This is a genomic window from Chitinophaga sp. Cy-1792, assembly GCF_011752935.1.
Taxonomy (GTDB): Bacteria; Bacteroidota; Bacteroidia; order Chitinophagales; family Chitinophagaceae; genus Chitinophaga.
Genome location: NZ_VWWO01000001.1, coordinates 301,172 through 326,960, shown reverse-complemented (window position 1 = coordinate 326,960; position 25,789 = coordinate 301,172). Strand labels below are relative to the sequence as shown.

Here is a 25,789-nt window from a genome sequence, read left to right as displayed (position 1 = left end):
GCGGTATATGGGCTATGCCTTGTATTTCCTGACACAAAAAGCTTTTATAGTGCATTTAAATTATCTGGCATTTGCGGTGCCCTTGTTCCTGACCTTTATGGGGCTGGAGTACCTGGTGGCGAGTAAACAGGGGAAAACCTATTTCCGGTTCAATGATTCCGTCATGAATATCTGCGTAGGTATTGCAGAGCGGTTATCGGACACCTTCACTGTTGGGCTGTTTTATTTCGTATATGCTTACCTGTATGAACACTATGCTATTTTCAATATACAGCCTGGTGTGCTGTTGTGGATTATATTACTCCTATGCACAGATTTTGTATGGTATTGGTATCATCGGCTGGCGCACGAAGTAACATTGTTCTGGTGTGCACACGTGGTGCATCATCAGAGTGAGGAATTTAACTATACCGTATCCGCCAGGATCACCGTATTCCAGGCATTTCTGCGGACGGGCTTCTGGAGTATACTACCAGTGCTGGGCTTTCCGCCGGGAATGATTACCAGTATGCTGCTGGTACATGGCCTGTACCCATTTTTCATACATACCCGTACCATAGGCAAACTGGGGATATTGGAGTATATCCTGGTAACACCATCTCACCACAGGGTACATCATGCCAGCAATCCACAATATCTTGATAAAAATTACGGGGATGTATTTATTATCTGGGATAAGCTATTCGGTACATTCGTAAAGGAAGAGGAACCGCCGGTGTATGGACTGACAAAACCGTTGGAGAGTAACAGTTTTCTATGGCAGCATTTTCATTTTTTACTGGAGATGGTATATTCTGTGCGCCGGGCAAAAGGATTAGGCAACAAGCTAAGGATCATCTTTGGTAAACCTGATAATGTAGATATTGAAGCCAGGCCAGCGCTGGAAGCTCGTTTTCTGATGCCTCCCGGAACAACGCAGGAAACACCACGCCTGAATAATTACGTCGTATGGCAGTTGTCTATTACGTTATTACTGTTGTTTTCTTTTTTGTTATTGCAGCACTATGTGCCATTGTTTATACAGATTTGCGCGAGTCTGATGATTGTGCTGACGCTGATCAACTGCGGCGCTATTCTGGAACAGAAGCGGTGGGTTTTCTATATTGAATATGCACGGTATACCGCGATAGTGGCGGCATTGTTCTATCTGTGGCCGGGTCCGCTGGTATTGAGTGTAGCCGTACTGGTGATGGTGCTGGGTTTCAGTTTCCATAACGCATTGCGAGACCGCTATCTCCGGTTGCTTTATAAAGCCTGATCAGGTCGTGGTTACGGGTTGTGGAGCAGGTGCCGGCTCTTTTATACGGAACCGCTTTCCCTTCTCTATCCATCTGACTTCTACCACCTTATAGGTAAAGCTGGCAACAGCAGCAGTAAATAATACAAATAACAGCAGCGCTAAATTTCCTGTTAACATATTGCTCGTTGGGATAATCCTGACGAGCTCTTTATTTATGACCATATTGGCCGTGATATTGAAATGTGTAATCCTGGCAATAATCAATGTGAGCGCAGTAAAACAGAACCATAGTTTAATATGTATCAGGTAGATGGAGAAGGATAACTTACCCGCAGTTAATAGTGGTTTGATGTTTAACAGGCGGGAGATAATACCGGTTTCACCTGCGAAAGTCCATACAGACAAGGCAAACAGCATAGCCAGTATCGGGCTTTTGAAATTATTTTCAGGAAGATAGGTAACCATGAAATACATGGCCAGTACCAGGCATATCTCAATGATGGAGAATAGTGTTGGGTTTCTTTTCAGGTGCTGAGTGCGGGCATAGACCTGGTAGGTCATGCAACCGGCGAAGAAATAGGCAACGCCGCGGTATACCTCATTTTTCAGGAGATGGTTGCCGGTGCAGAGGAGTGCTACTGGTATGGCGGTAAGTAACATAAATATGATTGTCCTGGTGCTGGTGGATTTGAACAGGAGCAGTCCCATGAATACGTTTACATAAAATTCTATGCTGAGGCTCCATGCTACTATGTTGAAGGCGCCGGAAGGTACATTGTTCATCCATCCCTGGAGCAGCAGGACCGTCGGTATCAGGTAGGCGGGATCGGCTTTGTCAATGAAGCCGGGCGTTTGTACATCGTAGCCTTTGCTGGCGATGTAGAGTTTGAAGAACTCAATCAGGACGGTAACTACCAGCATAACAAAATGAAGCGGATAGAGTCGGAAAAACCGACCGATGAGATAGTTTCTAAACCTGAGTTTATTAAATGGTTTTTGGCTATAGGTATAGTACATCACGAAGCCGCTTAATACGAAGAAGAATTCTACGAAGTAGAATGCATTCCGGATAAACGTTGTTTCGGTGATGCTGTTTAACACGCGTATGTGCAGGCAGAGTACGAGAATGGCGCTTATTCCTCGGAGGCTGTCTAAAGCGGAAAATCTCTTGGCGGCTGACATGTAAAAATCTTTTAGGTATCGGGGATGAATACACTAAAATATGCAAAAACGCCATGTTTTATGGAAGAGAATTTCTGGTATGGTAAAAGGGAGCCGGGCAGTAGCAAATCAGGCCCGATTTCCTGACCTAAACAGGAAATTACTATCTTTAATATTTCTAATAAGATTTCGCATTGGAATAAGTTATTATACATGATAAAGAAAAAGGTGGCTATCATCGGAACTGTTGGCCTTCCATCGAAGTATGGCGGTTTTGAAACATTGGCAGAGCAATTAGTCAGGAACCTGAAGTTTGATTTTAACTTTCTTGTGTTTTGTAGTGCTAAATCCTACCCGAATCGTGAGTTGAAGTTTGAAGAAGCCGATTTGGAGTATATTCCATTGAACGCGAATGGGGTACAGAGTATACCCTACGATATTTTATCTATCCTGAAGGCTATACGAAAAGCTGATACTTTGTTAATTCTGGGTGTTTCAGGTGTTGTAGTGCTTCCTGTTTTACGACTTTTTTCAAAGAAGAAAATGATCGTTCATCTTGACGGACTGGAATGGCGCCGGGATAAGTGGAATTGGCTGGCAAAAAAATACCTGAAATTTTCTGAGTGGATTGGTGTGAAATATGCAGATAATGTAATCGCTGATAATGCAGGTATACGGGATTATCTGACAAAAGAATATAATGCTGAAAGTGTATTAATTACTTATGGGGGTGACCATGCACTTACTGCGTCTAATAGTAGTCAGGAATCGGAGAGGTATGCCTTTACCGTTTGCCGGATTGAACCGGAGAATAATATTCATAAGATCCTGGAGGCTTTCCGTCAGCAAGGCAAGATGAAATTGAAGATAGTGGGGAACTGGACGGTAAGTGAATATGCCGAGAAACTGCGGAAAGACTATGGCAGTTTCGATAACATTGAGCTGATCGATCCGATTTATGACATGGAGAAACTGAATTCCATCCGGGCTAATTGTCATATCTATGTACATGGTCATTCTGCCGGAGGAACCAATCCATCGCTGGTGGAAGCAATGCATTTAGGCTTACCCGTTATAGCCTATGATGTTGTTTACAACAGGGAAAGCACATTGAACGATGCCATCTATTTTAATGATACGGAAGAATTGGTATCCCGGCTGAATGCGGTGGAAGACCAGGTGTTGAACAGCCTGCGTTTGCGCATGAAGGATATTGCAGATACGCATTATACCTGGGCTAAAATTACCAATCAATATAAAGAGTTATTAAAATAATATATGTGTTATTTTAATAATTTAATTTATTTCTGAGGAAATAGCACATTCTATGTGTTGTTAAGTTTCTATCTTTGAGCTCATTATTATAATATATATGGCGAATAAAGTTGCTTTAATTACCGGTATAACTGGTCAGGACGGTGCCTATTTAACAGAATTACTATTATCCAAGGGATATGAGGTCCATGGGATTAAGCGTCGTTCGTCTTTGTTCAATACTGCGAGAATCGATCATATATATCAGGATCCACATGAAAAGGGGATACGTTTAAAGCTCCATTACGGGGATTTGACAGATAGTACGAATCTTATCCGCATCATTCAGCAGGTACAGCCTGATGAAATTTATAATCTTGGCGCGATGAGCCATGTACAGGTGAGTTTTGAAACACCTGAGTATACGGCAGATGTTGACGGAGTAGGTACGTTGAGGTTATTAGAGGCGGTAAGGTTATTGGGGCTGGTTGAAAAGACCAGGATCTACCAGGCATCTACCTCCGAATTATATGGTTTGGTGCAGGAAGTACCTCAGTCTGAGAAAACACCGTTTTATCCACGATCTCCATATGCTGTTGCAAAGCTGTATGGTTACTGGATAACCGTTAATTACCGGGAGGCGTACAATATGTTTGCCTGCAATGGCATCCTGTTTAACCATGAAAGTCCGTTGAGAGGTGAAACCTTTGTGACGAGAAAGATAACCAGGGCTGCTGCGAAGATCAGATTAGGATTACAATCCCAGTTATATATAGGAAACCTGGATGCACAGCGCGACTGGGGTCATGCCAAGGATTATGTGGAGGCGATGTGGTTGATGCTGCAACAGGAAAAACCACAGGATTTCGTTATTGCCACCGGCATTACCACGAGCGTGAGAGAGTTTATCCGGATGGCATTTTCTGAAGCTGGCATTGAACTGGAATTTGAGGGAACTGGCGTAGATGAGATTGGAAGAGTGAAATCCCTTAAAGAGAATTTCCCGCATATTAAGGTAGGTGATGTAGTAGTATGTGTGGATGCCAGGTATTTCAGACCTACAGAGGTAGACCTCCTGATAGGAGACCCTACAAAAGCACAGTCTGTACTTGGCTGGAAGCCGAAATATTCCCTTCCTGAACTGGTAAAGGAGATGGTATTGGCAGATATTCAGTTGTTCCAGCGTGAGAAAGTATTATTGGATGCAGGATATACGGTATTAAATCAATTCGAATAGGCGATGAACAAAAACGATAAAATATATGTGGCTGGTTCAGGAGGCATGGTTGGCTCTGCGATAGTCAGGTTACTGAAAAGTAAAGGATATGAAAATATCGTTACCCGGAAATCTGCTGAGCTTAATTTGACAGACCAACTTGCTGTTGAGGCATTCTTTGCTACCGAAAAGCCGGATTATGTGTTTTTGGCAGCTGCTAAAGTAGGGGGAATCGGTGCAAACAATACTTACAAAGGCCAGTTCATTTATGAGAACCTGATGATTCAATCTAACGTTATTCATCATGCGATGCTGAATAACGTTAAAAAGCTGATGTTTCTGGGCTCATCCTGCATATACCCTAAGCTGGCTCCGCAGCCACTTAAAGAATCCTACCTGCTAACCGGGCCATTGGAACCTACTAATCAGCCTTATGCAGTAGCAAAAATCGCTGGTATTGAAATGTGTGATTCCTACAGAGATCAGTATGGATGCGATTTTATATCAGTAATGCCAACAAATCTGTATGGTCCTAATGATAATTATGATTTAAATAATTCTCATGTATTGCCTGCTATGATCAGGAAAATACATGAAGCAAAGTTGAAAAACGTTGACCATGTTCAATTATGGGGAACAGGCACACCTTTAAGGGAATTCCTGCATGTCGATGACATGGCAGCTGCCTGTCTTTACCTGATGGAGATTTACAGTGAAAAAGGTCCTATAAATATAGGTGTGGGGCATGATATTTCTATTGCTGATCTGGCGCATCTTATAAAAGATATTATTGGATACCAGGGTGAAATTGTTTTTGATTCATCAAAACCAGATGGAACACCAAGAAAGCTCATGGATGTAGCAAAATTAACGAGCCTTGGCTGGTCTGCCCAAATCAAACTCGAAGACGGTATCCGGTCTGTTTATGCCAATTTAGATACGCTTCATTGGAAGTAATGGAGAATGCAATAATCTCTTACTAACATATACGCATATACTTATTTTTCAGCAGATAATTTTGCTGAAGTGCACCTTGTTCTGATTCCATGCTATCAAGAAAAGAACCTAACATGAAAAAGTTTGTAAACTTAACGGTCCTGTGCATTATGCTGCTTAGTATAATAAAAACACAGGCTCAGGAAAAGCAACCCGTCATCCTGCCATATAATCCGCAAAATATCCGGGAACTTTATTTAGACACTGCCAATCATCATACAGCATTTAAACCAATTCTGCATGTAGATACAAGTGCATTATATACCCAGACAGACACTGTAAAACGTTCCTTGTTCCATAGAAAACTGTTTCAGGAGCATCTGCTGGAGTTCAGACACCAGGATTATAACGTATTTATTGACTTCCTGCCGGATTTCCAGGTAGGAAAATCACGGGACGAAAGTAAAACGCTTTATACCAACACCCGTGGCGTCTCATTACAGGCGAATATCGGCCCGAAATTTTATTTTGAATCTACCTTCTTTGAAAACCAGGCCAAATTCCCACATTACCTGGATGACTTTATCCGCCGCAACGACATCATTCCTGGTCAGGGGGGTATCAAGTATATATCCAACGGTCAGGCATTCGATTATAACTATGCAACAGCACTCTTATCCTATACGCCTAATAAATACCTGAATTTAAAAGCAGGATATGGCCAGAATTTCATCGGAGACGGTTACAGATCCATGATCCTGTCTGACATAACCTTTTCCTATCCTTACCTGCAGCTGACGGGTACGCTTGGGAGCGTACAGTATACGGCTATGTGGGCCCAGTTTATGGATAAGCACAGCAAGGATTTTGCCTCAGCATACGAAGACCTTGGCTTTTATAAAAAATGGGGCGTATTTCATTTCCTTGACTGGAATGTCAATAAGAAGCTCACGATCGGTTTATTCGATGCCGTTATCTGGCCGGATGCCGACTCTTCTGGCCGGAAACGTGGATTTGACTGGAGTTATATGAACCCTATCATCTTCCTGCGTTCTGCTGAATTTTCAGAGGGTTCTTCTGATAATGCATTGGTTGGCGCCAATTTTAAATACAAATTGTTTCCTAAAACGACCCTCTATGGTCAGTTGGTACTGGATGAGTTTAAGCTGAAGGAGGTATTTTCAGGTAAAGGATGGTGGGCTAATAAACAAGCCGGACAAATCGGATTCCGCTCCTTTGACTTGTTTAAAGTAAATAAACTGGACCTTCAGGGAGAATTTAATGTTGCCCGCCCATATACTTACTCCTACAAGAGTACGCTCATCAATTATGAACATTACAATCAGTCGCTGGCCCACCCGCTTGGTGCCAATTTCTGGGAAGTATTGGGAATAGCGACCTACAAATACAAAAGATGGTATGGAAGAGGAGAGATTATGTATGCGCAGTATGGTGCGGACCCGAGCCCGGATGTGAATTACGGACACGATATTTCCAAGCCATATACCACCCATGTCAACGAGTATGGCAACTGGATCGGACAAGGTGTTAAGACCAATCTGACTTACGCACAAGGCACTATTGCATATGTGCTTAACCCTAAATATAATTTAAGGGTGGAGGCTTCCCTGGCAGCGAGAAAGCTCAGTAATGACCTGAGTAAATCAACAGACCTGATATTCAGCTTTGGCCTCAGAAGTACCTTCAGGCAATTCTATTACGACTTCTAGGACAATCTTACTTCCAATAATATTTAACCTTCTGCGCTTGCATTCATTAATGTAAGGCAGAAGGTTTTTTATTTGGTCTTCCGTTGCCGGCGTTAGTTCCGATTAATTCTTACCCTGAGATTTTTGCGTGCAAAGTGTATCCTGCTTTTGATCGTGCCCAGCGGTTCCTGAAGGATGGCAGCTATTTCTATGTATTTATAACCATCGAGATATAACTGGAATGGCTGTTTGAAAATTTCAGGTAAGGTCTGGAGCTTGCTGTGAAGATCTTTTGAGACAATTACGGATTCTGCCATATTAGCCACTGAATCTTTGGTGGACTCCTTTTGCAAGTCAGTAATGATCGGGTTATAAATAATTCTGAACTTGGTGTTTTTACGGTAATTGTTAATGAAGATATTTCTCATTATAGTAAATAGCCAGGCCTTGATATTTGTGCCTTCCAGGTATTTTTCCTGATGAACCAATGCCCTTGTTATTGTTTCCTGGAAAAGGTCTTTGGCTGACTCCCGGTCTTTCGTCAGTTGAAATGCAAATGGTTTGAGGAATCCGATGTTTCCGACGAGTAACGCGTTAAATTCAACAGATGACATTTTGTTAAATTTTAAAGGGTAAACTAGCTAAACAAAAATGGGATTAAAATTTAATATGACTTGTATGAAATGGAGTTAAATGGTCGAACATTCACTTTTTATAATAAACGAGAATAAAGTGTGAATAGTTTCTATAAGAAAATAAAAATTTATCAATCCCTTTAAGTAATTATCTGATAATTAGTTGTTTATGATTTTTTACATATTATCTAATGGCAAGCCGGGGGCAAACAATCCATTGTTCAGGTTGTTATTGTCCAGACGAAAAGGATTCTTATTGTCTAATAACATTTAAATGTTATTTTGTATAGATTTGCGCAATATTTTGCAGATATTTGCTGAATATGTCATTTTTTGAGCTAAAGAATTATTCCAGAAGTAATAAGATATACGAAAATTCATGTTTAAGAATTTATTGCTAATCCAGCTGTTCCTATTTTGCTTTTTCAGTATTCAGGCGCAGGTTCCATCTTTTTCAAAAGACCAGGTTAAACAGATAAAAATAGATAACCTTTCAGATGATCAGATCAGACAGATCGTTGCGGAGATGAAAAAGAATAAACTGACGATGCAGGATATTGATAAATATGCTGAGCAGAAAGGAATCCCGGAAGAAGAAGTAGCCAAACTTAAAGACAGGATAATACAGCTAGGTCTGGATAAAGAACTGGATGGCAATGGTAACGGTGAAAATACAGACAGCAGTAGCAGGGATACAGGAGGAAGAAAAGTAGATGGCAGTACTGATACCCTGAAATTTGACCAGAGAGATAGAAGGAAAACCGAATATGAAAGAGCCGAGGAAAAGAAAGAGGAAAGAAAGCGACGAATATTTGGCTTTGATCTCTTTAGTAACAAAAATCTGACCTTTGAACCCAATCTCCGCATTCCAACTCCGCCCAATTATAAGTTAGCAACTGATGATGAAGTTTTAATTGATGTTTATGGATATTCCGAAGTTCAACATCGGTTGAAAGTTACACCTGACGGGTATATCCGTATCCCGAATCTTGGACCGGTATATGTCAACGGGCTGACCATGGAGGAGGCAAAGGCGCGTATTACCAAACAGCTGGGAAGTATTTACGCCGGAATTCGTACTGGCAATACATCTGTACAGATTACCCTTGGAAATATCCGGACCATTCGTGTGACATTGATTGGTGAAGTAGAACGCCCTGGTACCTATAGCGTGCCTTCCCTTGCTACTGTCGCCAATTTGTTATATGTCTCCGGTGGCCCTGACGAAAATGGTTCCCTCAGAAATATACAGGTGATCAGAAATGGTGTTAGCATAAGCACGTTCGACTTATATGATTTCCTGAAAAGTGGCGATCTTAGTAATAATATAGTGCTCCAGGATCAGGACATCGTTAAGGTGAACCCTTATAAAACCAGGGTAGAACTGATAGGACAAGTTAAACATCCTGCGATCTTTGAAGCAAAAGATAATGAACATCTGCAGGACATCCTGGACTATGCAGGCGGATTTACAGATATTGCTTACCGCGATATTATTCATGCCTACAGAATCAATAATAATGAACGCGAGGTATTGAATATTCCTTTGGCATCTGTTTCGACATTGAGCCTGAAATCCGGTGATAAATTTGTAGTTGACTCAATTATCTCCAGATTTACCAACCGTATCAGTATTTCAGGGGCAGTATTCAGACCGGGAGAATATGCTGTTGATGAGCATATGACGGTGTTGGACCTGATTAATAAAGCAGGTGGAACCAAAGAAACAGTAGCATTGTCTCGTGGATTGATCAGGCGTTTACAATCTGATTACACACCGGCTTATTTAAATTTTGATGTCGCTGCCGTATTAAACGGAACACAAGTAATTCCTGTCCAAAGGGAAGATAGTGTCATTATCTTTTCCAAATTCGATTTGCGTGAGAAATACAAAGTTAGAATTGAAGGAGAAGTTAATAATCCCGGTTATTTTAAATATGCAGACAGCATGCACCTGGAAGATCTGATCCTTATTGCGGGTGGATTTAAAGATGCAGCTTCCATTAAAAGAATTGAAATATCCAGAAGAGTAAGATCGGATGACTATGAACCTAGTAATACGGAACGTGCGATAGTTATGCACTTCGATGTAAATGAAGATCTGTCTTCCAACTCAGCGGCGAGAAATTTTGTATTGGAGCCATTTGATGAGGTTATTATCAGAAAAAGCCCGACTTATTCTACCCAGGGAAGTGTGAGTGTTGACGGAGAAGTTGTTTATCCGGGGAATTACGTTATCAGCAAGAGTACAGAGAGAATTTCAGATATCATCAAAAGAACCGGCGGGCTGAGAGCGGATGCATATGCTGCAGGAGCTGTGATGTTAAGAAAGACTTTTGTTAATAAATCTGACAGTACCTTGTTGTCGAATAAACTGGAAGTGTTCTACAGCAAAATGCAGGATACTTCAGATGTGAAGAAGATAAAAACAACCGTATCCAAACAGGAACAATTATTGGGTATCAATCTTGACCAGATATTGAAAAGCCCTGGATCAAAATATGATCTGTTCCTGGAAGAAGGGGATATTATTAAAGTACCGAAGAAAGTACAAACCGTACAGATCTTTGGTGAAGTATACTTCCCTAAAAAAGTACGTTTCGATAATGGAATTACTTTCAAAGACTACATCCGTGGTGCCGGTGGTTTTACCGGTCAGTCACTGAAAAGAAGGAGCTATATTGTTTACTCCAATGGAGAAGTAAAAAATACGAAGAAGGTCTTTTTCTTTAACAGGTATCCAAAAGTACAGCCTGGATCAGAAATATATATTCCGGCGAAGAGAGAGAAGCGAGGCCTTAGCGGGCAGGAAGCGATTGCAATTGGTAGTGGTGTAGCCTCTATAGCGCTGATTCTGGTTACATTATTAGACAGGGTTAAATAAGAAAAGAGGAATGATTTTTAGTAAAAACGACTTAAATGTTTAACACTACAGGCAACACATCTCAGGAAACAATGGCTTCCGGTGAAATTACCCTGAAAGACCTGATTCTTAAAATTAAAGGTTTTGTTAGCTATCTTATTGGAAAATGGTTAATAATAGGATTAGTTGGGATTGCAGGTGCAGGAGCGGGCGTTTTATTTGCATTTTTCAGTAACCCCAAATATACCGGTGAAATGACTTTCATTATGGAGGAGCCCAAAGGTGGAGGGTTAAGTGCGTATGCGGGTATTGCCAGTCAGTTCGGTATTGATCTCGGGGGGATGAGCGGTGGTTCAGGTCTGTTCTCAGGTGATAATATTCTTGGTTTCCTGAAATCAAGGCTGATGGTGGAAAAAGCGTTGCTTTATCCTTTTGATTCGACCCATCCAAAGAAAAGTCTGGCCGACGAATATATTGAGGCATATAAATTGCATGATAAGTGGAGCTCAAAACCAGGACTGAAAGATATTCAGCTACCTGCTAATTCAGACCGGAAAAAATTTACTCCTGTCCAGGATAGTATCATGAATGTTCTTTATAACCAGCTGCTCAAAGAAAACCTTGATATTAGTAAACCGGATAAAAAAGTGAATATCATCAGTGCTAAATGTACTTCCAGAAGTGAATTGTTTTCATTGCTTTTTGTACAAGGCCTGGTTAGAGAAGCAATAGATTTCTATGTAACAACTCGTACGCAAAGGTCTAAAGCAACTGTTGACAGATTACAGGCAAAAGCAGACTCTGTTGAATTTTTATTGAACAGAAAAAGCTATGCAGCCGCTGCCCAGCAGGACTTAAACATGAACCCGGCAAGAAGAGTCGCTTCAGTTCCGACAGAAGTTTTTACCAGAGATAAAATGGTTCTACAAACCATATATGGTGAAGTAGTGAAGAATCTTGAAATGAGTAAAATGGCCATGTCCCAGGAAACTCCTATTATTCAGATTATAGATATTCCAAACCGACCACTTGAAAAAGTAAAAACCGGAAAAGCAAAATCACTGATAATTGGTGGTATAGTAGGCGCAATGCTGGCAATTGCTTTCCTGACTGTAAGGAGAATGTTACAGGAAATTATGAAATAGATTATTGATACCTCGTTTATTGACAAAATCTACAAATATGGAATATAAAATCGCCATAATTGGATTAGGTTATGTAGGCCTGCCCCTGGCAATTGAATTTGCAAAAAAATATGACGTACTTGGTTTCGACATTAATGAAAGTAGAGTAGAAGAACTTTCAGTTGGCAAGGACCATACTTTAGAAGCTGACCTTGATAGTCTTAACCTTGTATTGGAAAAAAGAAAAACTGAAAACAATTGTGGATTAAGATTATCCGCGAAACCGGAAGACCTTAAAGCATATAATATCTTTATTGTAACTGTCCCTACCCCAATTAATCAGTTTAAAACGCCTGATCTTCAACCACTGCTTTCTGCATCAAAAACAATTGGTGGGATCCTTAAAAAAGGTGATATCGTTATCTATGAATCAACTGTATACCCGGGATGTACTGAAGAAGACTGCGTACCGGTTCTGCAAAAAGTGTCAGGCCTGAAATTCAATGAGGATTTCTTCTGTGGTTACTCTCCGGAAAGAATTAATCCAGGGGATAAAGTAAATACGCTTACCAAGATTAAGAAAGTAACATCAGGCTCTACCCCTGAAATAGCAACGATTGTAGACAACCTCTATAAATCCATTATTACAGCAGGTACACACCTGGCTCCCAATATCAAAGTAGCAGAAGCTTCCAAAGCAATTGAGAATGCACAACGTGATATCAATATCAGTTTTGTAAATGAGCTGGCACTCATCTTCGACAGAATAGGTATTGATACTACTGATGTTATTGAAGCCGCAGCTACCAAATGGAATTTTCTGAAATATAAGCCGGGATTGGTAGGTGGACACTGTATCGGTGTAGACCCTTACTATCTTGCCCATAAAGCTGAACATCTGGGATATCATCCACAGGTAATTTTATCCGGCAGACGTGTGAATGACAATATGGGGATGTTTGTTGCCAATAAAGTGGTAAAACTTCTCATCAAGAAAGGACATAAAGTAGATAGTGCCCGTGTACTTATTCTTGGAATTACCTTTAAGGAAAACTGCCCGGATATCAGAAATTCCAGGGTAATTGATATCTATAAAGAATTAAAACAATTCGATATAGAAGTGGATGTGTACGACAGTTATGCCAATGCAGAGGAAGTACATAAAGAATATAATATCAGACTGGTTAAAGATATCGACAATAAATATGATGGTGTGATACTTGCTGTTGCCCATGATGAATTTAAACAGCTGGATTATAAGCATTTGAGAAACGGCCATGATGCCGTAATCTTTGATACCAAAGCATTCCTTGATCGTGAACTCGTAGATGGCAGATTATAACTACTATGAAAAAAATCCAAATGGTAGACCTGCATGGTCAATACCTTAAAATTAAAGACGAGATAGATACGGCAATTCTCAATTGTATCAATTCTACAGCATTTATAAATGGGCCGGAGGTTAAGAACTTTGCTGCAGCATTAGAGACCTATCTGGATGTGCCCCGGGTTATTCCATGCGCAAATGGTACTGATGCATTACAAATCGCCATGATGGCGCTGGATCTTCAACCTGGCGATGAGGTAATCGTTCCTGCATTTACGTATGTCGCAACTGCTGAAGTAATCGGACTTTTAAAACTAACCCCGGTAATGGTCGATGTTGACCCTAATACGTTCTGTGTAACCCCGGAGGAAATTGAAAAAGCCATTTCTCCTAAAACAAAAGCAATTGTACCGGTACACCTTTTTGGCCAATGTGCTGATATGGATGGGATCATGGAAGTTGCAAAACGCCATAACCTATACGTAATTGAAGACACTGCACAGGCTATCGGAGCGGTGTATACCTCTCCAAAGACCGGCAGTCAGAAAATGGCTGGTGCTATCGGTGATTTTGGTTGTACTTCTTTCTTTCCATCGAAAAACCTGGGATGCTATGGTGATGGAGGAGCAATATACTCTAACAACGCAGCATTAGCTGACCAGGCAGCACTAATTGCCAATCATGGTCAGTCAAAAAAATATGTACATAAAGTAATTGGTGTTAACAGCCGCCTCGATACCATACAGGCTGCCATCTTAGGTGTTAAACTCCAATTCCTCGATAAATATTCCGCTGCCCGCCAACAGGTAGCAGCCAGATATGATACCGCTTTTTCTTCCATTGAAGGATTACAAATACCTGTTCGTAATAATGATTCTACACACGTATTTCATCAATATACCCTGCTGGTAAAAGATGGAAGAAGGGATCAACTGAAAGATTACCTGGCAGAAAATGGTATTCCGGCAATGGTCTATTATCCTATTCCATTAAATGAGCAGGAAGCCTTTATGGAAATTGGCAGAATAAGCGGAGAGCTGAAAGTCACCAAAGAGCTGTGTAACAACGTTATCTCTCTGCCTATCCATACAGAAATGGTGGAAGCTGAACAGGATTTCATCATTGACCACGTTAAGAAGTTCTTTAAATAATATTATATGTCTTATTTCGTACATCCAACGGCTGTAGTAGATGATAATTGCAGTATTGGAGACAATACAAAAATCTGGCACTTCTCACATATTATGTCAGGTGCAGTGCTTGGAGAGAACTGTAACATCGGTCAGAATGTGGTAATATCTCCTGATGTTGTACTGGGTAAAAATGTTAAAGTACAGAATAATGTTTCCATTTACACCGGCGTGACCTGTGATGATGACGTGTTTTTGGGACCCTCCTGTGTTTTTACCAATGTCATTAATCCAAGAAGTGCTGTCAACAGGAAGAATAGTTACCTGAAAACTCACGTAGGTAAAGGAGCGACCATTGGTGCAAATGCAACGATTGTTTGTGGAAAGGATATCGCGCCATTTGCATTTATTGGTGCCGGTGCTGTTGTAACCCAGACTATCCCTGCCTATGCCCTCGTAGTTGGTAATCCTGCCAAGCAAATAGGTTGGATGAGCGAGTATGGACACAGATTACACTTCAATGAAGGTAATACAGCTACCTGCCCTGAAAGCGGACAGGTATATAAACTTGAAAATGGCGCTGTTGAAAGAATTAACTAGAATTGTTTGAAAACTACTCAAATAAGCAAAGAAATGATTGATGTTCAAGATAAAGTAAAATTTGCGGTTGTTGGTTTTGGTCACATAGGCAAACGTCATGCTGAAATGGTTCACAGAAATCCTGAATCAGAACTCGTTGCAGTAATCGATGTACAGCCAAAAGAAAAGCTGAATTATCCATACGAAGATGTGCCGCTTTTTAATACGCTGGATGCTTTCCTGGCCTCAGGAATCAAAGCCGATGTGATAAATATAGCCACACCTAATGGTTTCCATGCTGCGCAGGCCTTACAAATCCTGGACGCCAGATGCCACGTAGTAGTTGAAAAACCAATGTCATTAACGAAAGCTGATGGCGAGAAAGTTATCTATAAAGCACTCCAGGTTCATAAGCATGTTTTTGCTGTAATGCAGAACAGGTATTCTCCTCCTTCTGTTTGGATTAAGGAAATGATTGAATCCGGTAAACTGGGTAAAATCTTCATGGTACAGTTAAACTGTTACTGGAATCGTGACAACAGGTACTATAAAAAAGACAGCTGGCATGGTAACAAACAGCTGGATGGCGGTACCCTGTTTACACAGTTCTCCCACTTCATCGATATTCTCTACTGGTTGTTTGGTGATATTGAAAATATCCGCTCCCGCTTTTCAAACTTTAACCATGCCGGCCTCACTGAGTTTGAAGATTCAGGGCTTGTCAGCTTCGATTTTGCTAACGGTGGTGTAGGTTGTATTAACTTCTCTACTTCTGTATGGAACCAGAACCTCGAAAGTAGCATGACGATCATCGCTGAAAACGGATCCGTGAAGATTGGTGGTCAGTACATGAATGAAGTGGAAGTTTGCAATATCAAGGATTATGAAATGCCTGAACTGAAACCTACCAATCCGGGTAATGATTATGGCGCCTACAAAGGATCTGCACAAAATCATCACTACGTAATTGAGAACGTTGTAGATGTATTGAAACAACGGGCATCCATTACTACTAACGCACTCGAAGGGCTCAAAGTAGTAGATATAATCGAACGGATTTATAGAAGCGCATTATGATAATGAGATTGGACAAAATTGCGACCTCGCCTTTTGTGAGAAATTTTTTTATTCTCATTTCTGGTACTGCATTAGCCCAGATTGTCAGCATTTTGTCCTATCCCTTACTTACCAGGATATTTACACCTTCTGAATTTGGAATATACGCAGTATATACAAGTTTAATAAGCATCTTGGGAGCTGTTGTGAGCGGACGGTATGAGATGGCAATTATGCTGCCTAAAGGTTTAAGAGAAGCCCTGCAAGTTTTCTGTGTTGCCGTTACACTCTCTGCCGGGTTGAGCCTGATATTTCCGGTGATACTTTTTTTTGTATCCAGGTATACCAGTTTCAAATCGGTAGAAACCTGGTACGACGTAGTATTAGTTGCAATTTCATTGTTTCTGTTTTCTTACCTCAATACAAGTTCCTACCTGGCCAATCGGTTTGGTAAGTATAAAATTATATCTCAGTCGCGGGTAACACAAAGCGTAGTAACAGTAGCCGTACAGCTGATAAGCGGACTTTTTCTGGCCAAAGCATTAAACCTGGCTACCGGCTATGCAGTGGGGCTGCTGATCGCATGTATACTTGCCACGTTAGCATTGAGACTGCGAAAGGGAATACTTGACCTGAATATAAAAGCTTTAAATAACATCCTCTGGAAATACAGAAAGTTTTTATATATCAATGCCCCATCCAGTCTGCTCGATAATATTTCCATTTTCATACCGATATTCTTTATACGTACCGGATATGGAAATGAAACGTTGGGCTTTTACTCTATAGCAATGAGGATTGCCACGATTCCTGCAACCTTGATAGGGCAAGCAATTGGCCAGATTTTCTTTAAAAAGATTTCAGAAGTAATACACGACAGAAAGGTTGTAATACGGGAACTAAATAGTTCGGTGAAATTACTTTTTGTAATAGGAGTGCCTATTGCAATTGGTATGGCAATATTATCTCCACTGGTATTCAAAATTGCATTCGGCGCCAAATGGGCGCCCGCAGGCCATCTCCTGCAGATAATGACGATTTCTTTCCTGGTACGGTTTATCGTTTCTCCATTGTCTTCTGTGTTTATTGCTACACAACAATTGGGAACACTGGCCAGATGGCAATTAACATATTTTGTACTGCTGGTAACGGTATCAGCCATCGGAGTGAAATATTTATCTGTTGAATCGCTGCTGCTGGCTTACGCCGGCCTTGATGTTATTGTATACTCATATTATTATTATCTGATCAGAAAAATAGTACGCTAAAATGTGTGGTATTGCCGGTATTATATCAGCAAACAATGCTTTGACCAATTATATTGAAGACCTGACAAATATTGTACAACACCGTGGCCCTGATGGTGCAGGTGTTTACAAAGATGAACAAGTAGCATTTGGCCATAGACGTTTGTCAATCCTTGATCTTAGTGAATTGGGAAAACAACCTATGCACTATCTGGACCGATATGTGATTACCTATAACGGGGAAGTCTATAATTATATCGAGATAAGAGAGGTGCTGGAAAAGGGTGGTTACAATTTTGTTTCGCATAGTGATACAGAAGTGATAGTGGCAGCCTATGCTGAATGGGGAGAGAAATGCCTGGAAAAACTGAACGGCATGTTTTCCTTCGCTATTCATGACAGAAAGCTGAATACTGTCTTTTGTGCAAGAGATCGTTTCGGCGTAAAACCTTTTTACTATTACGCCAACAAAGAAGCATTTGTATTTGGTTCAGAAATTAAGCAGTTTACTGTACTCCCATACTGGGAAGCCGTCCTGAATGAAAGGAAGGTTGTAGACTTCCTCGTTAATGACATTATCGATAGGGATGAGGAAACATTCTTCCAGGGCGTAAAACAATTAAGAGGCGGACACTTTCTAAAGTATAACCTTGATGACCATACATTTGAAATTAAGTCCTGGTACCATTTAGAGAAGAAAGATGAATATGCTGGTCTGAATGAAACCGCAGCCATTGAAAAGTTTCGGGAATTGTTTACGGATGCAGTTAAACTTAGACTAAGGTCTGATGTCAAAATTGGCTCTTGTTTATCCGGAGGACTTGATAGCTCTTCAATTGTATCGGTTGTAAATGAATTATTAAAAGAAGAAGGTAAAACAGACTTACAGGAAGTTGTTTCGGCATGTTTTGAAAACAAGAAATATGACGAGCAACAATACATCGATACAATAGTTAAGGAAAAGAGCATTAAGGGGCATAAAATATTCCCGGATGTAGATGATTTGTTTCCGGAATTGGATAAGCTGCTTTGGCACCAGGATGAGCCATTCGGTTCTACCAGCATATTTGCACAATGGAATGTATTCCGTGAATCCAGAAAAGCCGGACTAATTGTGATGCTGGATGGGCAAGGTGCAGATGAAATACTGGGAGGGTATCATACTTACTATGGCCCATATATACTATCTGCCTGGAAAAAAGGAAATATTGCCACTGCTTTCAAACGCATGCGTTGGGTTAACGGCCGCGGCTATGGCTACAAATGGATCATTAAAGAAGTATATAAAAACGCTATCAGTACTGGAAAAAAAGTTAAATTACAAAATATCCGGGAAAAGCGCTTTTCTTACATAAAAGAAGATTTGCAGGAAAAATACCTGGAAAATGTGAGCTATAACTGCTTTAAAGGCATGTCTTACCAGCAGATCAGGCATACAAATCTACCTATGCTACTGCATTTTGAAGACAGAGACTCCATGGCTTTTTCTGTAGAATCCCGCGTCCCATTCCTGGATTACCGGTTAGTTGAACTGTGTTATTCTGTGGATGAGGATATTTTATTGAAACAGGGTACGACCAAACACATCCTGAGAGAAGCAATGAAAGATCTACTACCTCCTGCTATCAAAAACAGGATGGATAAAATGGGTTTTGTAACTCCTGAAAAAGTCTGGTTGAAAACCCACAGGGAAATTTTCCTGCAGGAGCTGAATGAAGCCGTAAAGTCATTGAATGGATTGATCAATGAGAATATAATTTCTTTGTTTAACGATATTGTAGAGGATAAAATCGCATTTGATTTTACTCCATGGAAAGTGGTCGTTTTAGGACGATGGATAAGATTATTTAAAGTGAAAATAATTTAACGATAATGGTAAATACTCAGAATTATAAGCGTTGCCTGGTACTTGCTCCTCATACAGATGATGGCGAATTTGGTTGTGGCGGTACTATCGCCAAACTCATCAGCGAAGGTTGTGAAGTTTATTACGTAGCATTTTCTGCTTGTGAACAATCCGTCTTAAAAGAGTTCCCGAAAGATATTCTGATTTCAGAAGTAAAAGAGGCTACCGCAAGACTTGGCATTAAGCCTGAAAATCTGCGTCTGTTTAAATATAACGTTAGAGAGTTTAATTTTCACAGACAGGAAATACTGGACGATATCATCAAGCTTAAGTCAGAGATAAAACCAGACCTGGTATTTATTCCATCTGTAAATGATATTCACCAGGATCATGCTACCATAGCGAATGAAGCGATCAGGGCATTTAAATTTTCAACGATTTTCTGTTATGAAATGCCTTGGAATAACTTCTCCTTTAATACAACCTGTTTTGTTAAACTGAGTGAAGAAAATATCAGCACTAAAGTACATGCTGTTTCTGCTTACGTATCCCAGGCCCACAGAGTATATGCAAACGAGGCCTTTATCCGGAGTCTCGCAACTGTGAGAGGGGTACAGGTAGGCATCCCTTACGCGGAAGTATTTGAAATCGTACGAATGATAATCTAACCAGATATGCTGACAAAAAATAAATTCAATTTTAAACTTTCTGAAGTCGTTGCGCTGCTGGATAATGCAAATGTCGACCGGGATCTCTCTCTGAATTGCCTGGCAACATTGAATAGCCCAAAATCCAATGGGATCCTTTTTGTAAAAGGATTATCAGATGAAAACCTGGCCAAACTTGAAACAATCAACGATAGTCTGGTTTTCATTAATAGTAAAGACGTCGATTTCCCTGGAATTGAAAGATTAAAGGAAAAGCATGTCCTGATTTTTACACCTGATCCCAGATTATCTTTTGCCAAATTTACCAGCAAGTTGAGTGACTTCGCGGCTGATGATACTACTGCTTATAACCTGGTTAATGGTAGTTATATCTCTGCATCAGCTGTAATTGGTGAGAATGTAGTGATTGAGCCAGGTAGTTTTATCGGGCATGATGTTAAGATCGGCAAAGGTAGTCGTATCAGCTCTGGTGCCAGAATTAGTAATAATGTCACCATCGGTAATAATTGTTATATAGGTTATAATACGGTTGTTGGCGGGCAAGGATTCGGAGGAGAGAGAGATGAGGATAATGTAATTTATATGATTCCTCATCTGGGTGGAGTTGTACTGGATGATTACGTTCAGACCGGCGCCTTTGTAACAATAGTTGCAGGAACAATTGATCCTACTTTCGTAGGTAAACATACAAAAATTGATGACCACGTACATGTTGCACATAACTGTCAGGTAGGCGAAAGCTGCTTTGTGACTGCATGCGCACAGTTTGGTGGAAGTGATCGAATTGGACACAGAGTATGGGTTGGACCTAATGCTTCTTTTATGCAAAATATTAGTATTGGCGATAATACTACCGTTGGATTAGGGGCCGTAGTCACCAAAAGCGTAGAGGCTGACCTGGTGGTTTTGGGAAATCCTGCAGAAGACATTAGGAGTGCCTTTAAGAAAAAGAAATTGCTCGAAAAAATATTGAAGGATTACGAAGAAAAATAAGATGAGAAAAATCAGAGTGGCATACATAGTATGGAATGAAGATCCTTACAAGAATAATATCTTCAATAATCAGGTGGCAGACCAGATCATTCAGATTAAACAACTGCACCCTGAGGAAGTGGATATAACGCTTGTAATCAATTTTCCATTGTCCTCCTTTGTTCGTAATAAAAAAGGAACAAAGCAGGATGTAATCGACTTTAAAAACCAACTTACTGCTTCTCTGGCTGCTCACAACATAAAACTGCAGTTCTATTTTTCTCGTTTTGCATTTAATTTTAATACAAAATTTTATCTCCTTCCTTTTCAATATTTTGAAAACTTCACTAAGGTTAAAAAATTAGTGGAAGATCAGAAAATTGATATCGTTCATTGCAGATCATATCACGCAGGTTTTGTTGGAGCCTCTATCCGGCGACTGTTTAAGAATGTAAAGTTCGTTTTCGATACCAGAGGGCGGTTCCCGGAAGAAGGTATCTTCAGGAAATCATATGAGAAAGATAGTCTTTCTTATAAAATCTGGAAGAAACGTGAAAGGTTTATTATTTCCAATGCGGATGCTGTGGTAAATGTTTCTGAGGCATTTCAGAAAATATTTGAAACTGACTATCCTAAAGAAAGCCAGGGGAAAAATACAACTATTTATACCAGCTCGAATGTACAGGTAATGACACAGCCACGGCAAAATAATATTCCCGTGCTGCAAAATACCAACGCTATGGTGTTTGTGGGGGAGCTGAGTGAAAATGGAGGTTATTCTGTTAAAAAGGTAATGGAGGCTTATCGTATTTATAGAAAAGTTATTGCCTCTCCTCATCTCGTATTTATTAGTACTACCAATCGTGATACTATTCTAAAAGAAATCGGGGATGTAGAATTTAAGGATGAAATAACCATTACCGCTACCACCAGATTTCAGGATACCTATAATATTTTGTCGCAGTGCAAATTCGGCTTCGCGGCGTTAAATGACTGGAATGCTCCACTGATGGAATATCTTGCGCCTACTGTCATTGCCGCAAAAACCGGTGAATATCTGACAGCCGGCTTACCGCTAATCTATGATAATAGAATTGGAGGGGTACTGCCGCTGATACAAAATCATAATATTGGTATGGCCATCTCATACCCATTGTCTGAAGAGGTTGTTGCCAGTCAGTTAATGGCGTTGAATGCATCATACGACGAGATCTCTGATAATTGTAAAAAGTTTGCATGCAGCAATTTTAGCTCCACGAATAACGCTGAACGCTATTTTGAACTATACAGGAAAGTGTTGGGAGCGCAATAAACAGTAGTATGCTATATGTCTTTTTATCCATATTAGTTTTGATTGTATCCGGTTGGTTGTTTAAACAATCAATCGGGTCACTGTCATTTTCTAACCTCAATATGATGTCTTTCATCTATTGGCAGGATCTGACATTCTTTAGCTATTTGGGTACCATTATCATACTCATTGCCAGGGATACCGAATTTAATGACCTGATATCTACACTTGTCGGAGGAGATGAAACGAAAATCAAGGTGTGGCTGGTCGTGTCCTATGTTATGCTCTCCTTCCCGGTAGGGATGTATTTTGCAAAACTTTGTTGGAAGTATAAAGTAAAAGAATTTGAACTTTACAGGGAACGGAAAATAATTCCCATGTTTTCCCCGCAGGACTCTTATATGCGTTATCCGCTTTATGCCTTGTCCGCCTTGTGTTTGCTTGCAGTAGTTTATACCTATCTGACCATAGGTTTTATTCCTATCCTCCGGTCATTCAGCGTAAGTAGTGAAATAGAAGTAATGCAGATGCGTACTGCATTAGACCGTGGTTTTACCGGGAATGTCTATTTCAAAAATATATTTGGCCTGCTGCTTACTCCAATCGTTACATTGATCGCATTCTGTTATTACAGGATGACCTTTTCAAGGAAAGACCTGATTTGGTTCCTCGTGATGATGTTCGCTACTTTCCTGATCCTCACATACGACATGTCTAAAAGTCCTTTCGTTAGGTTTTTACTGGCATTTTTCTTCATGGAAATTCTTATCAGGAAAATCAACTTTAAGGTATTATTGAAATATGCGGGATTAATCCTGGCCGGTTTGGTTGCGTTTTTTATCATGATTGGTAAAAAAGGAGAAGGAGGACTGGGAGGAATTTTCGGAAGTATTACAGCCCGTATTGCTATCAGCCAGATCTCTTCCTTATATAAGCATATGGAAATATTTCCTGCGGAACATGCTTTCATAGGGTTTAACAGTATTTCGCAGGTATTACCGTTTATGACATCCAGCGAACGCTCCGCCAGAATTGTGATGGAAATAGCCAGTCCATCATGGATAGAAATGGATATGGGAGGAGTTTACAATACTTTGTTTATAGGAGAAGCTTATGCAAATTTTGGCTGGATAGGTGTTATCCTCTGTCCTATATGGATAGGATTTCTGATCCAAACGCTTTTTATTGTATTCATACGATTAAAAAAGACACCTATTTTCCTCGGATTATTTGTTTTTTATAGCTTTAATAGCAATATCACCGGTGGTGTAAATGAATATTTTTATAATATCCAAACCACCATACTATCACTAACCATATTGACCGTGCTTATTATAGCCTATTCATTATATTATTCCAAGAATCGTGAAAATCTTAGCTCAGTTGCCATTAGTTGAAGTTTTAATGGCGACATATAATGGAGAAAAATATATATCTGAACAAATTCAATCGATAATAAACCAGGATTACCCGGAATGGCATATCCTGGTTCGTGACGATGGTTCGAAAGATCGCACCGTTGAAATTGTCAGAGGCTTTATTAAAAAGTATCCTGGTAAAATCAGCCTGGTAGAAGATAATGAGAGAGGATTAGGTTCCTCCGGAAACTTTTACAGGTTAATGCAACATGCTAAGGCTCCATATATCATGCTCTCCGATCAGGACGATGTCTGGATGAATGATAAGATCACCGTTACAATGAATAAACTTGCAGAAATGGAACAACATTTTGGGAACAATATCCCTTTATTGGTGTTTACTGATCTGAGCGTAGTTAATAATTCACTGACTGTAATTAATCCGTCGTTCTGGAAGGCGCAGGCACTTGATCCCGAAATCTGCAGAAAGACCTATAAAACAGTTGCACAAAGCACCATTACCGGTTGTACCGTGATGATTAATAAAAAAGCACTGGAGTATATTTTTCCCGTGCCGATACAGTCAATGCAACATGATCATTGGATGGGAATCGTTATCGGGTATCATGGTAAAACAGACTATATCAACAGACCTACCATTTACTACAGACAACACCAGCACAATGATGTAGGAATGAAGGAAATCAATGCAGGATACCTGCTGAGCAAATGGAACAGAGTCTATGGAATGTACAAAGAATGCTACCTCCTGAAATACAGGGCTAAATTGAACTTCTCTCTGATGGCTGCTGTTATTTTCAAATTAGCTTTTAACACTAAAAGAGTGTTTCTCAAAAAGAAATAATTTCAAATATTAAAAACGTGAATATGAACCTGGATCAATTCATTGGTAATTTCAAGTCTGTATATGACAAGGAACCTGCTGTTCTGGAAGGAACATCACAATTCAGAAATATTGATGGCTGGGATTCCATGACTGAACTGGCATTGATTGCAATGTTGGATGATGAATATAATGTAAATCTGGACGTGAAGGACCTTACCGCTGTTAATACCGTGGAAGAGCTATACCAGAGAGTTTTGCAGGAAAAACAGACGATGGCAAAGTAAATTTAGCTAATTATTATGGATGCGTTTTTAAGAGGCATTTCCTACTATCTGCCTGAAATTGCTGTGTCGAACGAAGTACTGGTAGGCGAATTTCCTGAGTGGGATGTAGATAAAATTATGGCCAAAGTAGGTATCAGGAACAGATACGTAACTTCGAAAAAAGAATTTACATCTGATATTGCAACTAAAGCCGGAAGAAAGTTGATGGAAGAATATGATATTTCTCCTGATACATTCGATATGCTAATAGTATGCACACAAAGCCCGGACTACTTTTTGCCGACAACCGCATGTATCGTTCAGGAAAATCTGGGATTACCTACAACGGTGGGGGCATTTGATTATAATCAGGGATGCTCCGGCTACATATATGGATTGGCGATGGCAAAAGGATTTATTGCCAGCGGGACTGCCAAAAACATTTTGCTGATCACGGCAGAAACCTACAGTAAACATATTCACCCACTCGATAAGGGCAATCGTAGCATCTTCGGTGATGCCGCTAGTGCAAGCTGGATTTCTGCTGATAAGGGTTTCGCCAGAATTGATCATTGTGTACTTGGTACAGATGGAAGGGGAGCACAGCATCTCATCGTTAGAAATGGAGGATTGCGTAATCCCAAAAACCATCAGACTGTTACAAATGAAGAGGAGTTGAAAGCTGCCGGTGACTACCTGTTTATGGATGGTCCTGAAATCTTCAATTTCACCCTTAAAGCTGTGCCGGAACTGCTGAATAGAACCCTGGAGAAAAATAATACAGAAATAGCATCAGTAGACTGGGTTATTTTTCACCAAGCCAATAAATTTATGTTGGACCAGCTTAGAAAGAAGATGAAAATTCCTGAAGAGAAATTTTTATTGTTCATGGAAAATTGCGGTAATACGGTGTCTTCCACCATTCCGATTGTATTAAAGGAACAACTAGCTGTCAATAAATTTGAAAGCAACAACAAAGTCGTATTATGTGGCTTTGGTGTTGGGTTTTCATGGGGTGGTACGGTGCTTCAGTTCTAATGGGTCTTAAATAACCTGAAACTTACTGT

Annotated in this window: 22 protein-coding genes; 20 read left to right on the top strand and 2 right to left on the bottom strand. The window is 40.2% G+C overall.

The window, feature by feature from the left end:
* Positions 1-49: 49 nt before the first annotated feature.
* Positions 50-1,258 carry a sterol desaturase family protein gene (locus F3J22_RS01320; protein ID WP_167013521.1) on the top strand — a complete coding sequence of 403 codons (1,209 nt, stop codon included), beginning with the start codon at positions 50-52 and terminating at the stop codon, positions 1,256-1,258.
* Here F3J22_RS01320 and F3J22_RS01315 read toward each other — a convergent pair whose 3' ends face one another.
* A complete protein-coding gene (locus F3J22_RS01315) occupies positions 1,259-2,422 on the bottom strand; it encodes an acyltransferase (protein WP_167013519.1) in 1,164 nt (387 codons plus the stop codon).
* A 192-nt stretch (positions 2,423-2,614) separates the two neighbouring features.
* On the opposite strand from F3J22_RS01315, the gene F3J22_RS01310 reads away from it, so the two are divergent.
* The 4 genes from F3J22_RS01310 (at position 2,615) to F3J22_RS01295 (ending at position 7,537) form a co-directional block, all read left to right on the top strand.
* Positions 2,615-3,676, top strand: coding sequence for a DUF1972 domain-containing protein (locus F3J22_RS01310; protein WP_167013517.1), 1,062 nt, complete (start codon positions 2,615-2,617; stop codon positions 3,674-3,676).
* A gap of 97 nt (positions 3,677-3,773) precedes the next feature.
* Complete coding sequence (gmd, locus tag F3J22_RS01305) at positions 3,774-4,892, top strand: GDP-mannose 4,6-dehydratase (protein ID WP_167013515.1); 1,119 nt, start codon at positions 3,774-3,776, stop codon at positions 4,890-4,892.
* Positions 4,893-4,895: 3 nt separating this feature from the next.
* On the top strand, positions 4,896-5,828 hold the full coding sequence (locus F3J22_RS01300; protein WP_167013513.1) for a GDP-L-fucose synthase: 933 nt from the start codon (positions 4,896-4,898) through the stop codon (positions 5,826-5,828).
* Positions 5,829-5,941: 113 nt separating this feature from the next.
* On the top strand, positions 5,942-7,537 hold the full coding sequence (locus F3J22_RS01295) for a hypothetical protein (protein WP_167013511.1): 1,596 nt from the start codon (positions 5,942-5,944) through the stop codon (positions 7,535-7,537).
* Positions 7,538-7,629: 92 nt separating this feature from the next.
* Here the strand turns inward: F3J22_RS01295 and F3J22_RS01290 are convergent, their stop codons facing one another.
* A complete protein-coding gene (locus F3J22_RS01290; protein ID WP_167013509.1) occupies positions 7,630-8,130 on the bottom strand; it encodes an RNA polymerase sigma factor in 501 nt (166 codons plus the stop codon).
* Between the two features lie 400 nt (positions 8,131-8,530).
* Between F3J22_RS01290 and F3J22_RS01285 the strand changes: the two genes are divergently transcribed.
* The 15 genes from F3J22_RS01285 to F3J22_RS01215 all read left to right on the top strand — a co-directional run bounded on the left by F3J22_RS01285 (position 8,531) and on the right by F3J22_RS01215 (position 25,760).
* Positions 8,531-11,035: an SLBB domain-containing protein gene (locus tag F3J22_RS01285; protein ID WP_167013507.1), complete on the top strand. Its 2,505-nt coding sequence runs from the start codon at positions 8,531-8,533 to the stop codon at positions 11,033-11,035.
* 35 nt (positions 11,036-11,070) lie between these two features.
* Positions 11,071-12,159 (top strand): lipopolysaccharide biosynthesis protein, encoded by a 1,089-nt coding sequence (locus tag F3J22_RS01280; protein ID WP_167013505.1) that lies wholly within the window; start codon positions 11,071-11,073, stop codon positions 12,157-12,159.
* Positions 12,160-12,196: 37 nt separating this feature from the next.
* Entirely contained in the window at positions 12,197-13,480 is a 1,284-nt protein-coding gene (locus F3J22_RS01275; protein ID WP_167013503.1) for a nucleotide sugar dehydrogenase, read from the top strand.
* Between the two features lie 5 nt (positions 13,481-13,485).
* Complete coding sequence (locus F3J22_RS01270; RefSeq protein WP_167013501.1) at positions 13,486-14,616, top strand: DegT/DnrJ/EryC1/StrS aminotransferase family protein; 1,131 nt, start codon at positions 13,486-13,488, stop codon at positions 14,614-14,616.
* Between the two features lie 6 nt (positions 14,617-14,622).
* Positions 14,623-15,195 carry an acyltransferase gene (locus F3J22_RS01265; RefSeq protein WP_167013499.1) on the top strand — a complete coding sequence of 191 codons (573 nt, stop codon included), beginning with the start codon at positions 14,623-14,625 and terminating at the stop codon, positions 15,193-15,195.
* A 33-nt stretch (positions 15,196-15,228) separates the two neighbouring features.
* Positions 15,229-16,251, top strand: coding sequence for a Gfo/Idh/MocA family protein (locus F3J22_RS01260; protein ID WP_167013497.1), 1,023 nt, complete (start codon positions 15,229-15,231; stop codon positions 16,249-16,251).
* Positions 16,248-17,498 (top strand): oligosaccharide flippase family protein, encoded by a 1,251-nt coding sequence (locus tag F3J22_RS01255; RefSeq protein ID WP_370459397.1) that lies wholly within the window; start codon positions 16,248-16,250, stop codon positions 17,496-17,498. The genes F3J22_RS01260 and F3J22_RS01255 overlap by 4 nt, the downstream gene beginning before the upstream one ends.
* A gap of 1 nt (position 17,499) precedes the next feature.
* Positions 17,500-19,344, top strand: a complete 1,845-nt coding sequence (asnB, locus tag F3J22_RS01250; RefSeq protein WP_255492025.1) for an asparagine synthase (glutamine-hydrolyzing) — start codon at positions 17,500-17,502, stop codon at positions 19,342-19,344.
* A gap of 5 nt (positions 19,345-19,349) precedes the next feature.
* Positions 19,350-19,991: a PIG-L deacetylase family protein gene (locus tag F3J22_RS01245; RefSeq protein WP_167013491.1), complete on the top strand. Its 642-nt coding sequence runs from the start codon at positions 19,350-19,352 to the stop codon at positions 19,989-19,991.
* Positions 19,992-19,997: 6 nt separating this feature from the next.
* Positions 19,998-20,984 carry a UDP-3-O-(3-hydroxymyristoyl)glucosamine N-acyltransferase gene (locus tag F3J22_RS01240; protein WP_167013489.1) on the top strand — a complete coding sequence of 329 codons (987 nt, stop codon included), beginning with the start codon at positions 19,998-20,000 and terminating at the stop codon, positions 20,982-20,984.
* Position 20,985: 1 nt separating this feature from the next.
* Positions 20,986-22,275 (top strand): glycosyltransferase, encoded by a 1,290-nt coding sequence (locus F3J22_RS01235; RefSeq protein WP_167013487.1) that lies wholly within the window; start codon positions 20,986-20,988, stop codon positions 22,273-22,275.
* A 104-nt stretch (positions 22,276-22,379) separates the two neighbouring features.
* Positions 22,380-23,651 (top strand): O-antigen polymerase, encoded by a 1,272-nt coding sequence (locus F3J22_RS01230; protein WP_167013485.1) that lies wholly within the window; start codon positions 22,380-22,382, stop codon positions 23,649-23,651.
* Positions 23,620-24,477, top strand: coding sequence for a glycosyltransferase family 2 protein (locus F3J22_RS01225; protein ID WP_167013484.1), 858 nt, complete (start codon positions 23,620-23,622; stop codon positions 24,475-24,477). The genes F3J22_RS01230 and F3J22_RS01225 overlap by 32 nt, the downstream gene beginning before the upstream one ends.
* Before the next feature lie 23 nt (positions 24,478-24,500).
* Complete coding sequence (locus F3J22_RS01220) at positions 24,501-24,743, top strand: acyl carrier protein (protein WP_167013482.1); 243 nt, start codon at positions 24,501-24,503, stop codon at positions 24,741-24,743.
* 15 nt (positions 24,744-24,758) lie between these two features.
* Complete coding sequence (locus F3J22_RS01215) at positions 24,759-25,760, top strand: 3-oxoacyl-ACP synthase III family protein (RefSeq protein WP_167013480.1); 1,002 nt, start codon at positions 24,759-24,761, stop codon at positions 25,758-25,760.
* Positions 25,761-25,789 lie beyond the last annotated feature (29 nt).

What these genes read in the sequence shown, in the direction of transcription:
- F3J22_RS01300 (WP_167013513.1), top strand. Translation starts at nt 4,896, where the DNA reads ATGAACAAAAACGATAAAATATATGTGGCTGGTTCAGGAGGCATGGTT.
- F3J22_RS01245 (WP_167013491.1), top strand. Translation starts at nt 19,350, where the DNA reads ATGGTAAATACTCAGAATTATAAGCGTTGCCTGGTACTTGCTCCTCAT.
- asnB (WP_255492025.1), top strand. Translation starts at nt 17,500, where the DNA reads ATGTGTGGTATTGCCGGTATTATATCAGCAAACAATGCTTTGACCAAT.
- F3J22_RS01310 (WP_167013517.1), top strand. Translation starts at nt 2,615, where the DNA reads ATGATAAAGAAAAAGGTGGCTATCATCGGAACTGTTGGCCTTCCATCG.
- F3J22_RS01290 (WP_167013509.1), bottom strand. Translation starts at nt 8,130, where the DNA reads ATGTCATCTGTTGAATTTAACGCGTTACTCGTCGGAAACATCGGATTC.
- F3J22_RS01270 (WP_167013501.1), top strand. Translation starts at nt 13,486, where the DNA reads ATGAAAAAAATCCAAATGGTAGACCTGCATGGTCAATACCTTAAAATT.
- gmd (WP_167013515.1), top strand. Translation starts at nt 3,774, where the DNA reads ATGGCGAATAAAGTTGCTTTAATTACCGGTATAACTGGTCAGGACGGT.
- F3J22_RS01240 (WP_167013489.1), top strand. Translation starts at nt 19,998, where the DNA reads ATGCTGACAAAAAATAAATTCAATTTTAAACTTTCTGAAGTCGTTGCG.
- F3J22_RS01230 (WP_167013485.1), top strand. Translation starts at nt 22,380, where the DNA reads ATGTCTTTCATCTATTGGCAGGATCTGACATTCTTTAGCTATTTGGGT.
- F3J22_RS01215 (WP_167013480.1), top strand. Translation starts at nt 24,759, where the DNA reads ATGGATGCGTTTTTAAGAGGCATTTCCTACTATCTGCCTGAAATTGCT.
- F3J22_RS01220 (WP_167013482.1), top strand. Translation starts at nt 24,501, where the DNA reads ATGAACCTGGATCAATTCATTGGTAATTTCAAGTCTGTATATGACAAG.
- F3J22_RS01235 (WP_167013487.1), top strand. Translation starts at nt 20,986, where the DNA reads ATGAGAAAAATCAGAGTGGCATACATAGTATGGAATGAAGATCCTTAC.
- F3J22_RS01275 (WP_167013503.1), top strand. Translation starts at nt 12,197, where the DNA reads ATGGAATATAAAATCGCCATAATTGGATTAGGTTATGTAGGCCTGCCC.
- F3J22_RS01285 (WP_167013507.1), top strand. Translation starts at nt 8,531, where the DNA reads ATGTTTAAGAATTTATTGCTAATCCAGCTGTTCCTATTTTGCTTTTTC.
- F3J22_RS01295 (WP_167013511.1), top strand. Translation starts at nt 5,942, where the DNA reads ATGAAAAAGTTTGTAAACTTAACGGTCCTGTGCATTATGCTGCTTAGT.
- F3J22_RS01315 (WP_167013519.1), bottom strand. Translation starts at nt 2,422, where the DNA reads ATGTCAGCCGCCAAGAGATTTTCCGCTTTAGACAGCCTCCGAGGAATA.
- F3J22_RS01265 (WP_167013499.1), top strand. Translation starts at nt 14,623, where the DNA reads ATGTCTTATTTCGTACATCCAACGGCTGTAGTAGATGATAATTGCAGT.
- F3J22_RS01260 (WP_167013497.1), top strand. Translation starts at nt 15,229, where the DNA reads ATGATTGATGTTCAAGATAAAGTAAAATTTGCGGTTGTTGGTTTTGGT.
- F3J22_RS01280 (WP_167013505.1), top strand. Translation starts at nt 11,071, where the DNA reads ATGTTTAACACTACAGGCAACACATCTCAGGAAACAATGGCTTCCGGT.
- F3J22_RS01255 (WP_370459397.1), top strand. Translation starts at nt 16,248, where the DNA reads ATGATAATGAGATTGGACAAAATTGCGACCTCGCCTTTTGTGAGAAAT.